The 15,403-nt window shown below is 59.8% G+C and carries 9 protein-coding genes; all 9 read left to right on the forward strand.

Going from position 1 to position 15,403, the window contains the following annotated elements; translation table 11 throughout:
- The first annotated feature begins 133 nt into the window (after positions 1–133).
- The 9 genes from nuoL (at position 134) to JOD69_RS00470 (ending at position 15,385) form a co-directional block, all read left to right on the forward strand.
- On the forward strand, positions 134–1,966 hold the full coding sequence (gene nuoL / locus JOD69_RS00430; protein WP_086133649.1) for an NADH-quinone oxidoreductase subunit L: 1,833 nt from the start codon (positions 134–136) through the stop codon (positions 1,964–1,966).
- Complete coding sequence (gene nuoM / locus JOD69_RS00435) at positions 1,966–3,492, forward strand: NADH-quinone oxidoreductase subunit M (protein ID WP_240506859.1); 1,527 nt, start codon at positions 1,966–1,968, stop codon at positions 3,490–3,492. The genes nuoL and nuoM overlap by 1 nt, the downstream gene beginning before the upstream one ends.
- A complete protein-coding gene (locus tag JOD69_RS00440; RefSeq protein WP_240506853.1) occupies positions 3,489–4,940 on the forward strand; it encodes an NADH-quinone oxidoreductase subunit N in 1,452 nt (483 codons plus the stop codon). The genes nuoM and JOD69_RS00440 overlap by 4 nt, the downstream gene beginning before the upstream one ends.
- Positions 4,941–5,624: 684 nt before the next feature.
- Positions 5,625–7,052 carry an undecaprenyl-phosphate glucose phosphotransferase gene (locus JOD69_RS00445; protein ID WP_077731729.1) on the forward strand — a complete coding sequence of 476 codons (1,428 nt, stop codon included), beginning with the start codon at positions 5,625–5,627 and terminating at the stop codon, positions 7,050–7,052.
- 31 nt (positions 7,053–7,083) lie between these two features.
- Positions 7,084–8,238 (forward strand): polysaccharide biosynthesis/export family protein, encoded by a 1,155-nt coding sequence (locus JOD69_RS00450; RefSeq protein WP_205780838.1) that lies wholly within the window; start codon positions 7,084–7,086, stop codon positions 8,236–8,238.
- Between the two features lie 262 nt (positions 8,239–8,500).
- Positions 8,501–10,735: a polysaccharide biosynthesis tyrosine autokinase gene (locus tag JOD69_RS00455; protein WP_240506852.1), complete on the forward strand. Its 2,235-nt coding sequence runs from the start codon at positions 8,501–8,503 to the stop codon at positions 10,733–10,735.
- 811 nt (positions 10,736–11,546) lie between these two features.
- Positions 11,547–12,803, forward strand: coding sequence for an O-antigen ligase family protein (locus JOD69_RS00460; protein ID WP_086133647.1), 1,257 nt, complete (start codon positions 11,547–11,549; stop codon positions 12,801–12,803).
- Positions 12,784–14,115, forward strand: coding sequence for a lipopolysaccharide biosynthesis protein (locus JOD69_RS00465; RefSeq protein ID WP_077731727.1), 1,332 nt, complete (start codon positions 12,784–12,786; stop codon positions 14,113–14,115). Before JOD69_RS00460 ends, JOD69_RS00465 begins: the two co-directional genes overlap by 20 nt.
- Positions 14,116–14,389: 274 nt before the next feature.
- Positions 14,390–15,385 (forward strand): methyltransferase domain-containing protein, encoded by a 996-nt coding sequence (locus JOD69_RS00470; RefSeq protein WP_077731726.1) that lies wholly within the window; start codon positions 14,390–14,392, stop codon positions 15,383–15,385.
- Positions 15,386–15,403: the final 18 nt, after the last annotated feature.

Genomic DNA, 15,403 nt, shown 5'->3' on the forward strand with positions numbered 1-15,403 from the left:
ATTGCCGACCTACAGCAGCTTCGGGCGTACACCACATTGGTACATGCGCTCGCAAGGAAACCGAGGGACGGGGGCATTCCCCTGAAAAGCGATAGAAGCAGGACAACCCTTTAACTAACAAGGAGAAATACGGGTGCTGAACTACTTGGGTCTTATTCCGCTTTTCCCATTGATCGGTTTTCTGATTCTGGTGGCGAGTCAGGGGAATATGCCGAGGCGCTGGGTGCCCTGGATCGGCGCCGGATCCGTCGGGTTGTCGGCGGTGCTCGCGGCGCTGGTCGGCATCGAGTTCTTGAGCGGCTCGCTCGAACCCTACTGTCAGACGCTGTGGACCTGGATGCGAGTGGGCCATTTCGCATCCGGCTTCTCGCTTTATCTCGACGCCTTGTCGCTGAACATGATGTTCGTGGTGACCGGCGTCGGATTTCTCATCCATGTCTACTCGGTCGGCTTCATGGCGGACGATGCCGGCTACGCCCGTTTCTTCGCGTACATGAATCTTTTCGTATTCGCCATGCTAGTCCTGGTCTTGGCGGACAACCTGGTGCTGTTGTACCTGGGCTGGGAGGGCGTCGGTCTGTGCAGCTATCTTCTGATCGGCTTCTGGTACGAGAATCCGGAGAACGGCGCGGCGGCCCGGAAGGCTTTCGTGATGACGAGGGTAGGCGATACGGCGATGGCGATAGGCCTGTTTCTTCTGTTCGCGCGGCTCGGCACCCTGGATATTCAAGCACTCTTGAACAGAGCCTCCGCGGCCTGGCCGGTCGGCTCCGGTATGGCCGCGCTCGCCGCCCTGCTGCTATTGGGCGGCGCGGTCGGCAAGTCGGCCCAATTGCCGCTGCAAACCTGGCTGCCCGACGCCATGGCCGGTCCGACGCCGATCAGCGCCCTGATCCACGCCGCGACCATGGTGACCGCCGGGGTTTATCTGATCGCCCGCACCCACACCCTGTTCGAACTGGCGCCCGCAGTGCTGCAATTGGTCGCCGTGATCGGTGCCGTCACCCTGCTGATCGCGGGTTTCACCGCGCTGACCCAGCGCGATATCAAACGGATTCTGGCGTACTCCACCATCAGCCAGATCGGTTACATGTTTCTGGCGCTGGGGGTGACCGCGTTCTCGTCGGCGATTTTTCATCTGACGACCCACGCCTATTTCAAGGCGCTCCTGTTCCTCGCCGCCGGAGCGGTGATTCACAGCTATCACCACGAACACGACATCTTCCGCATGGGAGGACTCAGAAAACGGCTGCCGATCGCGTTTTGGAGCTTCGTCATCGGCAGCGCCGCCCTGACCGCTCTGCCGTTCACCTCGGGCTATTTCAGCAAGCACGAGATCCTGGCTTCCGCCTTCCATGCGGAGAACGGCTTCTGGTTCTGGGCTGCCGGAACGCTAGGGGCGCTGTTGACCGGCATCTACAGCTTTCGGCTGGTGTTCATCGCCTTTTTCGGCCCGGAAAACGAGCGGGCTTCGGAGCATCTCGGGTTCGCCATGAGTGTCCCGCTCATCCTGCTGGGCGCACTGGCCTTGCTGGGCGGATTTGTTTCCATGCCGCTGGGTTCGGTGTTTCCGAGATCCGAACCGGGCGAGTTGGGATTGATCGCCGGGATCTTCACCGATCTGGCGCCGCTCGTCGGTGTGGGTATCGCGGTTCTCCTCTATCTGCTCCGAACCTACCCGGTCGAAGCCCTGACGGAAACCCGATGGGGCGATATGCTGCACCGCTTCTGGTTTAGCGGCTGGGGATTCGATTGGCTGTACGGAAAGCTGCTGGTCAACCCGTTCCGCTGGCTGGCCGCCGTCAATAGCAGCGATATCGCGGACGATATCTACCGGGGGATCGCGGCCGCCAGCCAGTATGCGCATCGCGCGTTCGCCGCCACCCAAACCGGACAATTGCGCTGGTATGTCGCCGCGTTCACGGGGGGAACCGTGTTGGCCATCGCGCTGGGGATTTTGTCGTGATGCTCGCGACGCTGATTCTGGTGCTGGCGGTCGGCGGCCTGCTCGCCTGGCAGGCGGAGCGCTACGGCACGAACGCCCCCCGCTGGATCGCCCTCGTGACGCTGATAGTGGACGGGGCGTTGCTGGTCCCTTATTTCGCCGGCGGCTTTCCCGAAGCCGGCGTTTGGCTGGACGATCTCCGCCTGCACTGGATACCCCGCTTCGGCATCAGCTTTCATCTCGGACTGGACGGCGTCAGTCTGTTGCTGGTCGCCTTGACGGTTTTTCTCGGTCTCATGGCCGTGGCGGCGTCCTGGACCGAGATCCGGGAGCGGGTGGGGTTTTTCCACTTCAATCTCCTGTGGACGCTGGCCGGCGTGCTAGGCGTGTTCCTCGCGCTGGATCTGTTTCTGTTCTTCGTGTTCTGGGAAATCATGATCGTACCCATGTATTTCCTGATCGCGCTGTGGGGACACGAGAACCGGGCTTACGCGGCGATCAAGTTCTTTTTGTTCACCCAGGTCTCGGGACTCTTGATGTTGCTGGCCATGGTGGTTCTGGTGATCATCCATCAACGAGATGCCGGCGTTTATACCTTCGACTACTTCGACCTCTTGCAGACGAGTCTCGAGCTCAATACCGCCTGGTGGCTGATGCTGGGATTCTTCATCGCCTTCACCGTAAAGCTGCCGGGCGTGCCGTTCCATACCTGGCTGCCGGACGCGCACACCCAGGCGCCGACCGGGGGCAGCGTCATTCTGGCGGGGGTGATGCTGAAAACCGGCGCCTATGGCTTGCTGCGTTTCGTGATCCCGCTGTTTCCCGAAACCGTTGCCGATTTTTCCCCCATCGCGATGGGATTGGGCGTGGCCGGCATTCTTTATGGCGGCATGCTCGCTTTCGCGCAGTCGGACATGAAGCGACTGGTCGCTTACAGCAGTGTCAGCCACATGGGGTTCGTGCTGGTCGGGCTGTTTGCCTGGAATGCGCTGGCGCTGCAAGGAGTGGTGATTACCTTGCTGGCCCACGGCATTTCGTCGGCCGCCCTGTTCGTCCTGGCCGGCGCGGTGCAGGAGCGCATCCATACCCGCGACATGAATCGGATGGGCGGGTTATGGACCGACGTGCCGCGCATGGCGGCCATCGGATTGTTCTTTTCCGTGGCTGCGCTCGGCATGCCTGGGCTCGGCAATTTCATCGGCGAGTTCCTGGTGCTGCTGGGCGCTTACCGGGTGGATGCCGCCATGACGGCAGCCGCGGCCTTGGGTTTGATCATAGCGCCGGTTTATTCGCTGATTCTGATTCAACGGGCTTTCCACGGCGAAACGCGGGAGATTCATCGAATCCGCGATTTCGGCGCGCGCGAATTGGCCCTGATGGGTTTTCTGATCGTGGCGACGGTTTGGATCGGGATGTATCCGCAGTCCATGCTGGACGTCTCCGATACGTGGCTGAAGAATAGTTTGAGAGGCTGGGGAGAGGGCGTCGCCCAGCCGAATGATTCGCAACCGCCGGGCGAGCGTTTGGCGGATCGGGGAGAGCCATGATCACCGCAACCGATCTTCTCGCGCTTTTGCCTTTGATCGTGCTGTCGGCCGTGGCGGTGATCGTGATGCTGGCCATCGCCGTACACCGCAATCATCGTCTCGCCTTCCTCCTGACGGTCGCCGGCATTCTGATCTCGCTGATCACGGTCCCGCTGGTTTCGGATCTCGTGCCGAGGCTGATCACGCCGCTCGTGCTGGTGGATCGCTACGCCCTGGTCTTTACCGTCATGGCCTACGCCGCGGGCCTGGTCGCGGCGGTGCTGTGCTGGGAGTATTTCCGCGTTCGCGAGGGCCACCAGGAAGAAGTATATCTGCTGATTCTGACGGCGCTGCTGGGTGCCGGAGTTCTGGCGGCCGCCCATCATTTTGCGTCGTTCTTCCTGGGGCTCGAGATCCTCAGCGTGTCGCTGTTCGCGCTCATCGCCTATCCGCTGCGCGAAAACCGGGCGTTGGAAGCGGGCATCAAATATCTCGTGCTGTCCGGCGTAGCCTCGGCCTTCCTGCTGTTCGGCATGGCCTTGGTCTACGCCGAGACGGGCACCATGGAGTTCGCGGTCTTGGGCGGGAGGCCCGGAACCTTTCCTTCCGTCATCGGAACTATCCTGATCCTGGTGGCCGTGGGTTTCAAACTATCGCTGGTGCCCTTTCATCTGTGGACCGCCGACGTCTATCAAGGGGCGCCGGCGCCGATCACGGCCCTGCTCGCCACGGTTTCCAAGGGCTCGGTTTTTATCCTGCTGCTGCGCTACGGACTGGAAAGCGGCGTTTTTCGCGTTCCGGTGGTGAGCGTACTTCTGGCCTTGATCGCCGTGGTTTCCATGCTGGTGGGCAATTTTCTCGCCTTGCGGCAGAACAATGTCAAGCGCATTCTGGCCTATTCTTCGATAGGTCACATGGGCTATCTGCTGGTGGCGCCGGTCGCGGCGAACGTCGTTGGCGGAAACTTGGCGGCCGAGGCGCTGTTGGTTTATCTCGCCGCTTATTTCGCCATGACGCTGGCGGCATTCGGCGTGGTGACGGTGATGAGTCCGGCCGATCGCGAAGCGGAGGAGTTGGACGATTATACCGGCCTGTTCTGGACTCGTCCCTGGCTCGCGACCGTGTTCAGCGTGGCGCTCCTCTCTCTGGCCGGCATACCGCTGACCGCCGGATTCATCGGCAAGTTCTATTTGTTCACCGCCGGAAGTCATGGGGCGCTCTGGATGTTGCTGGGCGCGCTCATCATCGGCAGTGGACTGGGGCTCTACTATTACATCCGCATCGTCTTTCAAATGGCCCAAGCGCCGGCCGCGCTGCAAGCGAGACCGGAGGCCCGGCCGGTCGGGGCGCATCTGGTGCTGGCGATATTGCTTCTCCTGATTTTCGGTCTGGGGGTTTACCCGGCTCCTTTCATCGATCTGCTGCATCCGGAGATCAACGTTCCGAAGCAAAGCGCCGCGCAGCAGTAGGTCGACAATCCTTTTCCAATCGCAAACGGGCGTTTAGAGCGTTTTCCGAATCGGTGTAAGGGATTCGGATTTGTAGGTCGGCAATCCCTTGCCGACGTATCGGCTCGGCGAAGGGCTTTGTCGGCAAGGGATTGCCGACCTACGTTCTCCCCTCCCGGAACGAATCCGTACACCGGGATGGAAAACGCTTTAAGTACATTCCGCAAATATTTGCGGAATCTCGACAGGTTGGCTTGATTGGCGGGGTTGTCCTGCAGGTTGCCTATGCCGCAAGACTTCCCTGAATGTACTTAATCGGCCCCTTCCAATCGCAAACGGTCGCTTTAGTCGCGACCCTTCCAATCGCAAACGGCATCTCTGGGAGCGCCAGAGCTGCCCTTCCGACAAAGCCCTTCGCCAACTCGGTGTGTCGGCAAAGGATTGCCGACCTACGAATTTCCCGATCCTCGCCGCTGAACGGCGGTGAAAAACACTCTAACAGGCCATTTGCAGTCAATCCTTCCGTGCGAGTGGAAACTGCTCTAAGAACTCTCCTCCAAAAATAATCCAATCCTCATCTGATTTTAATTTTTCCCTCGGCAGTTCGCTCATCTTGCTCCCGTAGGCTAATGCTCGAAGGCTGTCTCTGTCTCCGTACTCGGCAGCCTTCTCGATGTCGCGAGGAATAACAAGAGGTTCACGAACATGCCACTCGGTTTTGGAATCGTATTCAGAGGACTTTACAAACAGTATGGGCACACAGTGATCGTGTTGTTGAGATTTCTGGACATCGCGATGCTGCTGGCCGCTGCTTGGGTCGCCTTTTATTTCTGGCATCAGAAGCCGGTCATCGATCAGGACCATAGGGTCGTGATCGCTCTCGGCATTCTGGGAGCCATCATTTTCTTCGAGATCGGGCAGATTTATCGCCCGTGGCGTAACGACGCGATGCGGGGGGAACTGGTCCGCATCCTGCGAGCCTGGCTATTCACCTTGATCTCGGTCGTATCCATCGTCGCCCTGGTCCGCTTGCATGTGTGGCTTGGTTCCAGCTATCGCTGGATCGCGACCTGGGGTGTGCTGGGCTTTCTGTTCGTCGTTCTCTCGCGAGCGGTGCTTTCGCGCGTGCTCCGGATATTGCGCGCCCGCGGCTGGCAGCAAGGCCGGATCGTGATGGTCGGGCTGAACGAGATGGCGATCGCCGCGAGCCGGCAGTTGAACGAATCGCCGTGGGCCGGTTTGCAGGTGATCGGTTATGTCGACGACCGCGCCAATCCCAGAGGGCTGGCCGGAGATGTTTCCCTGCCTCGGCTCGGCGGGCTCAAGGATCTGGCGTCCCTGGTGACGCGCGAAGCCATCGACGAAGTCTGGGTCGCGTTTCCGTTCAAGGGCGAGTCGCGCGCGGAACAGGTGCTTCACGAACTGCGTCATTTGCCGGTCAGCATCCGGCTGGTGATCGACTGCTTCGCTTTCAAGATGAGCAAGTTCCTGAATCTGAACGAAGTCGCCGGCATCCCGACGCTCGATATTTCGGTGTCGCCGTTGCACGGCATCAACCGCTACATCAAGGAAATCGAAGACCGCCTGTTGGCGCTGATCCTCCTGATTCTGGCGAGCCCCGTGATGCTGCTCATCGCCGTCGGGGTGAAGCTCAGCTCGCCGGGTCCGGTGTTCTATCGCCAGGAGCGGGTAGGCTGGAACAATCGGTCGTTCGTCATGCTGAAGTTCCGGTCCATGCCGGTGAACGCGGAGTCGAAAACCGGTCCGGTCTGGGCCAAGCCCGGCGAAAACCGCGCCACGCCGTTCGGGGCCTTCCTGCGCAAGAGCAGCCTGGACGAACTGCCGCAGCTCATCAACGTGCTCAAGGGCGACATGTCTCTGGTGGGCCCGCGGCCCGAGCGCCCGGATTTCGTGGAAGTGTTCAAGGATCAGGTGCCGAACTACATGAAGAAGCACATGGTGAAGGCCGGCATCACCGGCTGGGCGCAAGTGAACGGCTGGCGCGGCGACACCGACCTGAACAAGCGCATCGAGCACGATCTTTATTACATCCAGAACTGGTCGGTCTGGTTCGATCTGGAGATCGCCATGAGAACCGTCGTATCCGGCTTCGTCAACAAGAACGCCTATTGATGTGGGCCTTGCGGGAAAGGGGTAAGCATCCATGATTGCATCGTCATTTTCGAATTCGTTGGTCGGGAAGCCGGGGGCGCTGGCCGGGATTCTGGCGCTGTGGCTGTCCGTTTTTCTCCCCGGCTGTTCGCTGACCCCCGGCATGGATATGAAGCGGGGCAGCGATATCTCGGACGCGACCGTGCCGGTCATGAAGGACGGCAAGCTGGTCAAGGAGAAGGTCAAGATCGTGCCGATCACCGCCGATTTGATCATCGAGCGGGAAAACGCAAGACTGCAAGACGCCAGCAAGCTCACCCTGCCGAGCTCGGAAGCGGGGGCGGGGCCGTACCGGGTCGGGCCGCACGACCGATTGCAGATCACGGTTTGGGATCACCCCGAGCTCAACGATCCGGGCGGAGAGAAGATTCTGCCCGAACTGGCGGGCAAGGTCGTTCAAGATGACGGCACGATTTTCTACCCCTATGTCGGCACCGTTCACGTGGCGGACAAAACCGTGTCCGAAATCAGGGATCTGTTGAGCGAGGGGCTTTCCAAATATTTCAAGAAGGTCAAGCTCGATGTCCGCGTGCTCTCGTTCGAGGCCCACAAAGTTGCCGTGGTCGGCGAGGTGAAACATCCGGGGGTCCAGTCGATGGTGGATACGCCGCTCAATGTCGCGGAAGCCATCAGTCGCGCGGGCGGCGTGACGGCGGAGGCGGATTTGAGTCACGTGACCTTGTCGCGCGGGGAAAAGCTCTATCCGATCAACCTCCAAGCCCTTTATGAACAGGGCAATAACGGCCAGAACTTGCAACTGATGGACGGCGACGTGCTGAACGTACCCGATCGCTACCACAGCAAGGTCTTCGTCACCGGCGAAGTGGGGCGGCAGCAGGCGCTGCAAATCCACAAGGGCAAAATGACGCTCGCGCAGGCTTTGTCGGAATCCAACGGAGTCGACTTCAATACTTCCAACACGGAGGAGATTTACGTCATTCGGGCCGGACAGACCAAGCCGGAAATTTTTCAGCTCGACGGGGAATCGCCCGATGCCATGATTCTGGCCGAACAATTTTCGCTGCAGCCGCACGACATCGTTTTCGTGGGTACGGCCGGTGTCACCCAGTGGTCGAGGGTACTCAACCAGTTGCTGCCGTCGTCCTTTAGCCAGGTCATGACCCGAGGGGCGTTTTATGGGTTCTAGCCCGGTTGCCGGAAGCGCTTCGTCTTTCGACTTCTCTCCCGAAGCAGAACCCGCAGTAGGTCGGGAATCCTTTCCCGACGCTAATGGATACTACCGGCACCTTCGTCGGCAAAGGGTTGCCGACCTACAACTGACGGTTCGTAGACCGAGATAAGCCTGGCCGGCGTGAAATCGAAGGGGCGTTTGTTGTTCCCGGCAAATGGCTTCGAAGATACGAATGGACTTCAGTCTCTTTCAACCGAATCGATATGTGGATTGAGTCATGAATATGCACGGACATAACGAGATTAGCCTGCTCCCGCCGCCGAACCTGTCGCGGATCGAGGAGCCGAGCGTCAGCATCAGGGACTATGTCGATCTGTTGCTCGAAGGCAAGAAAACCATCCTTCTGATATTGCTTTCGATATTGACGGTGACGGTGGTCTATCTGATCTTCGCGCCCCGCACGTACAAGGCGGATGCCCTGTTGCGGATCGACAAGAACAAGGCACTGCTCACGGCCCCGCTCCGCAGCGAGGCCAGCAAGTCTCCGGCCGAGGCCGAAAATCCGAGGGCGCAGCGGGAGGTCGAAATCCTGAGATCCCGTTCGGTTCTCGGCAAGGTCGTCGACGGTCTGAATCTGACGGTGGAGGTCACGCCCAGGTATCTTCCTCTGATCGGCGAGACGCTCGCGCGCTGGCACGATCCGCACGACGGCGTGGCCGGCGCCTGGTGGGGCTTCAACCGCTGGGCCTTCGGCGGCGAGAGGATCAAGGTCGCCGAGTTCACCGTTCCCGATCGGTATCTGGGAAAAGACTTCACCCTGATCGCTCTGGACGGCGGGCGCTTTCAACTGCTCGACCCCAAGGGAGAACCGGTGGGCGAGGGACGGGTAGGCGACAGCGTCGAGATCGATGTGGGCGAAGCCGTACCGGTCGTGATCAAGGTTTCGGAACTCAAGGCCCATCCCGGCACTTATTTCGATCTGACCCGGGAAAGCCGACTGACGGCCATCGAAAAACTGAAGAAGGCGTTCACCGTCAAGGAAGCCTCCAAGGATACGGATATTCTCAACGTCGAACTCAAGGGGCGCGAGCCTGAGCAGCTCGCCAAATCGGTCAACGACATCGCCACGACCTATGTAAATGCGACGGTGAACTGGGAATCGGCGGAAGCCGGGCAAAAATTGGCCTTCCTCGAAAGCCAGTTGCCTGTCGTGAAGGAGCGCCTGGAACGGGCGGAGCAGGCATTGAGCGCATACCGGCAGCAACACGGCGCGGTCGACATCTCCGCCGAGGCCGAGGTGCTCTTGAAGCAGGCGGCGGAAATGGAAACCCTGGGCATCCAGCTCAGACAAAAGTACGAGGAACAGACCCAGCGCCTTACGGACGCGCACCCCGACATGATGGCGACCAAGGCCCAGATCGGCCGGGTCGAGCGCAAGCTGGCGGACCTCAACAAGCGGATCAAGGAGCTGCCGCGCACGCAGCAAAACATGGTGAGCCTGTCGCGCGACGTGCAGGTCAATACCGAGCTGTATACCTCGCTGCTGAACAGCGCCCAGGAACAGCGCGTGGCCGCCGCGGGATCGATCGGCAATTCCCGTATCGTCGATTTTGCCGTTATCCCGGAAAAACCGCACTGGCCTAAGCCGATGCTCCTTATCGCCATAGCCACGGTGCTGGGCATGACCTTGGGGGCGGCGATCGTATTCCTGCGCAATTCGCTGCAGCGTCACGACAATTACCCGGCACTGCTGGAATACCGGGTCGGGATTCCCCTTTACGCGGCGATACCGCACAGCAAGAAGCAAAAGCGTCTGGCGAGATTGGTCGATCAGGATCAACCGGCGGTGCTGGCCAGCCAGGCGCCCCACGACATTTCGGTCGAATCGCTGCGCGCCCTGCGGACGACTCTGGAAGCCACGCTCGCCAGCGGCGAAAGCAAGATCATCATGATCAGCAGTCCCGCGCCCGGCATGGGTAAGTCTTTCGTCAGTTCGAATCTGGCTGCGCTGTTGGCCAGCATCCGGAAGCGGGTGCTGATCATCGACGCCGACCTCCGCAACGGTCGGCTGCATGAAGCCTTTTCCGTTCAGAAAGAGCAGGGGCTCTCGGATCTCCTTGCCGGTACGGCTTCTCTGGCCGAGACGATCACCAGCCTTCCCGAGGTGGGAGTGGATTTCATCTCGAAGGGGCGGAACGTGTCGAACCCCGCGGAATTGCTGGTGCTCGGCGGCCTGGACGCGATCCTGGAGGACCTGAAAGCCTTCTACAACCACATCGTGATCGACTCGCCGCCGATCCTGGGCGCCACCGACGCCGCCATCATCGGCAAACACGCCGACGCCACCTTCCTGGTGGTCAAGGAAGGACGCTACACCGCGCAGGAACTGGAGGTCAGCTTCCGTCGCTTCCAGCACGTGGGCATCAAGCCGAACGGCTTCATCATGAACGACATGAAAGAAGGGTCGTCGTATTACCCGTATTACGGGTATGCGTATCCGAAGGCGGTTTAAAAGGATTTTGGTTTTTTCTAGTGTGAGGAAGCTGGTTGATGTTGGGCAAGCACGTAGATGTTCGCCTTCGGCGGGGATTTGTTTTAAAGCGGGGTGTCGCCCCGCACGCGGACTACGCTGCGAAGTCCGTCCGTGGACTTCGCCCTTCGGGCCAGCGTTCCGCTGTCCCAATTCGCTCCTGGCGAATTGGTCTTTTGCTCGGCCAAAAGAAAGTAGCCAAAGAAAAGGCCGCCCGGTTGCCGCTTGAATCCTGTGCTCCTCGCTTTCGGCGAGAGGCGATCGAAGGGCCATCCTTGGCCCTCGATCGCCGCGCAGAATCCATTCTGCGCCCCTTACGGGTTATTCCCGCCGAAAGCTCCGGTGCTCGGCGCGGCAAACGGGAGGAAAACACACGTCTTTGTCCGCTTAAACAACTCTATCCACACTCCACTGGCGAGATCGGCGATCGCCTCACAGTAGCCTGTTTCGGGATTGACCATTGTTCGATAAAAAGGATTTCGGTCTCCTTCCCGTATGGCGACCCCGAGCATCGGAGCCTCGGACCGGAACAGCCTGAAAGGGCGCGCGAGGGATCGCGCGCGGCGACCGAGGGACAGGGATGGCCCTTCGGTCGCCCCCGGTCCGAGGCGAGAAGCGCAGGATTAAGGGCGCCATTCGGGCGGCCTTTCTTTTGGGTACTTTTCTTTGGCCGCACAAAGAAAAGTATCTCGCCGGCGGGGCGAGACCCGCATCCAAATAACCCGCCGCATTAGCGGCACCATTAAAGAGAGCTTTGGTTGGCACTGCAAACAGCCAAGAAACTTTATAAACGATGAAAATCCGACTCGAAAAAGACCTACCCGTACTTCTGATCGCTCTGGTGAGCGTGTCGGCTCTTGCCTCGCTGCCTCAGGTCGAATCGGCGTGGAACGGGGTCAAGGAGGTTTACGGAGAGCAGGACTTCGGGTTGCGCATCTTGCGCGAAGTGATGCTGGTGGTCGTGGTCGGCTATGCGGCGCTGGAACGGCGGTTCTGGAACGGCGCGGCGACCGGTTCGATGTTCGCTTTTCTCGCGGTGGTCGCGAGCTATGCGCTGTTCGAGGTCGCCTACGCGCTGTTTCTGGATTTGCCGCTGGTGGTGCCGATGTCGGGGCTTCGCGTGTTCGAATACCTGCCGCTGGCGCTGATCGGCTTCATGACGGCGCGGCTGGGCGCGGCCGAGACGGTGATCCTGAAGTTCACGTCTTATCTTCGCTATTACATCGTCCTGCAAGGCGTGTTGGCCATTGCCCAGGCGCTGTGGGCGCCGCCTCTGGTCGGCGTGTCGATTCTGGGCGGCGGCCGTCCGTTCGGCACTTTCGTCAGTCCCAATCTGTTCGGCGCGGCGATGTCGACCTGCACACTTTTCTTTGCGCTGGCCGAAGCCCCAAACGTCCGGAAATGGATGTACGCGACCACCTTCCTGGCCTTGCTGAGCGGCTCTCGGACGGCGCTGCTCAGTTCCTTCCTGGTTCTTTTCTTTCAGTTCTTTTCGAAGGTCCGTCCCCGCGACCGCTGGGCCCTGGTTCTGCCCGCGCCGGCGCTCGCGGTTGGTGCACTGCTGTTGGCTTCGAGTCCGCTGCTGAGCGGCCGGGACGATGCCGATCCCACGCAGGACGGCCGCATCGCGCTGTGGCAAAGAATGCTGAGCAACAATATCAATGACATGCCGGATCTTCTGTTCGGCTGGGGGCTCGGGCTAGGTTCCAACACCATCAACGTTTTGTTCGGCGCCGAACATTTTCCGGGGCAGTTCGATTCTGACAGCCTGTATCTTTTTCTGCTCAACGGGTACGGCTTGATCGGCCTCTTGGCTTATCTGGTGTTCGTCTGGATGTCCGCCAAAATGTCCGGTTATCCACAAAAGGGATTGGCGATGACCTTCATTGTCGTGGCGGGTTTGCCATTCAATCTTTGGGAGTATTTTCCCCAGAATGCGATGCTGATGTTCCTGTGGGGCGCGGTCGTGGGAACCGCGCGTGCGCCGAATTTACAGCCGTCGCGGGCGACGGCGGCGAGTTACCGCGGCTATGGCGAACAAATCCGTTAAACCCTCGTCGGGACGGCGAATCTTCGGAGACGCCTCTTGGGCATTGCTCGGCCAGGTTGGGTCGGGCGTGGTGCTTCTTTTGGGCACCCGGATCATCACCGAATTGGTTTCGCCCGAGGTTTACGGCCAGGTCGCCTTGCTGACCGGCATCGTGGCGCTCGGCGTCGGCATATTTGCCTATCCGTTTATCTGTGCGGGAATGCGTCTGCTGCCGGAGTGCCTGGAACCAGGCAAGCGGTCGGCGTTGCACCGGGTCGTCCGCGGTCTGGCCGCGCGTTCAAGCACAGTCGCCGTGTTTTTTCTGGCGTTCGGAGGGGCGGCGTACAGCCAGATGACCGGGTTGGATCCCTGGTTGTTCGGGGTCGCTGCCCTGCTTTTTTTAGCTACCGTGCGCCGGGAAATAGGATTCCAATTGTTGATCGGCGAACGCCGGCAGCGCGAAGCCAGCCTTTGGCAGACCAGCGACGGCATTCTGCGGCCGCTGTTCGCCATTCTGTTGGTGTGGTACTGGGGGCCGAACGCCGCCTGGGTGCTTTTGGGTTATGCCTTTGCCAGTATCGCCTCAAATACGGTCTGGTCGTTCGTTCACAGGCCCAAACGGAGCAAAAGGATCCGGCATCGTTCGGCAGTTCTGGGGAACCTCAAACGGGACGTCAGGGCTTATGCGGTGCCGCTGATTCCGATGGAACTGTTGTCCTGGTTCAGCGGCCTGGGCGACCGGTATATCGTCGGCTATTTGATGACGGCGGCGGATGTCGGCATCTACGCGGCCGCATACACCCTGACCAACGAGGCGTTCAACCGTAGCGCCATCGTGCTGTTGCGCACTTTTCAGCCGGTGTACTTCCAGCATTTCTCGGCGGGCCGGAAAGAGCAGGCGTTCAAGATCTTCTGGATTTGGCTGAGTTGCGTGGCCGCCATGGGCATAGCGGGCGTCGTGGCCCTGGTGGTGCTGAAAGACTGGGTGGCCGGCTTGCTGCTGGCGGGGAGCTATCACTCCGCGGCCGTACTGATGCCCATCATCGGGGCCGGTTGCGCGCTGCAAGCCTTGGGGATGGTGGCCTCGCAACCTCTGCTGGCGGTCAAGCGGACGCGGCCCTTGCTGGTCGGCCGTTTGTGCGGGGCCATCGCCGCCGCCGTCGCCATACCCTTAATGATTCAGAAATACGGTCTGATTGGCGCGGCCATGGCCGCTCCCGTTTATTTCGGCATCGAGGCCTTCGTCATGGCCATGCTGGCGAGGCCTTGGCGGATGATGGGCGCGGCTCGGCGGGAGGGCTTGTATCCGGAGCCCGAGGCTACGAGTTGTTGAACGGAGCGGATGATCCGAATCTGGAAGATTCGCCTTTCGAAATTGATTTCAACCCAGAAGTTGTGAAAAACCGTAGCGAGCGGCCCGCCTCCGCGCCGACAAATCGGCACGACAGCCGATTTGCACGGCAGTGCCGCCCCCGGAGGGTGCCGCACAGGGAACGTGCGGCATGACAAGCGCAGGCGTACATTGGAGTACGTTGAGCATCGCAGGAGTGGAGGCGGGCCGCGCAGTAGGTTTCTTCACAACCTCGTATTCCATAGGAGTTAGGTAAATGCCCGTACCTCTGTATTTTTTCTCTGATATCGCCTGGGACGAGAGCGATGCGGTGCTGGCATCGACGGGTTCCGCCATATACGGAGACATTCTGCGGGAATGCGTTGCCTGCGGCAGCGAGAATCTACGCTTTTGGCGAAGGAAGCGTTACCAGTACACCCTGGACAGCAGCGTCGAGACCTTTCATATCTGGCGCTGCTCCGATTGCGGTACCGGTTTTCTGAATCGGCCGCCTCATGCGGATTGGCTGAAAACCATTTACCAATACTCGGGCCAAGCGCTTACCGAACCGGTGACGGTCGCGGACATCCTCGCGCGCGAGGCGAAATTCCCCAACATCACGGTCGACGCCGCACGCATGGCGCGCAATGCGGATCGGTATAACGGTTCGGGAAACAAACGAGCGCTGGATATCGGTTCGGGTTTCGGATTCTACACGCAGGCCCTCAGAAGAGAAGGTTATCGCACCGTCAGCATCAATCCCGGCAGATATGAAAATGCCGTTTTCAAGGAGCTCAACGGGGACGAGCCGATACCTCTCATGTTCGACTCCTTTCAGGATTCAGAACCTTATGGGGTAGTCATGATGTCGCAGGTGCTGGAGCACCTTTTGGGACCGGAACAGGCGATCAGGAAAGTATCCGGACTATTGGCGCCGGGCGGTGTTCTGGCTTGTGCCGTGCCCAATTTCGAATCGTTTAACGTGAAACTGCTCGGTACTCAGGATAATGCCTGTTTATGGGTGCCGGAACATGTCAATTACTTTACGGAAAAAGGTTTGAGATTACTGCTCGAACATAACGGACTTAAGGTGGTGAAAATGGAACAGACAACCAGAATTCAACCGAAGGCACTGGCAAAACGCATCAAAGCCGGACAGATGTTGTCGTCTTTTCTGGAATCCCTGGTGATAAACCTGCAAAAGCCGTTTTCGCAAGTTGTCAATTCGCTGGGAATGGGCACGTATATCAGCGTATACGCCGTCAAATCGTAGCTGGTTCAACGGAAGAGA

This window comes from Methylocaldum sp. RMAD-M, from assembly GCF_017832375.1.
Lineage (GTDB): Bacteria > Pseudomonadota > Gammaproteobacteria > Methylococcales > Methylococcaceae > Methylocaldum.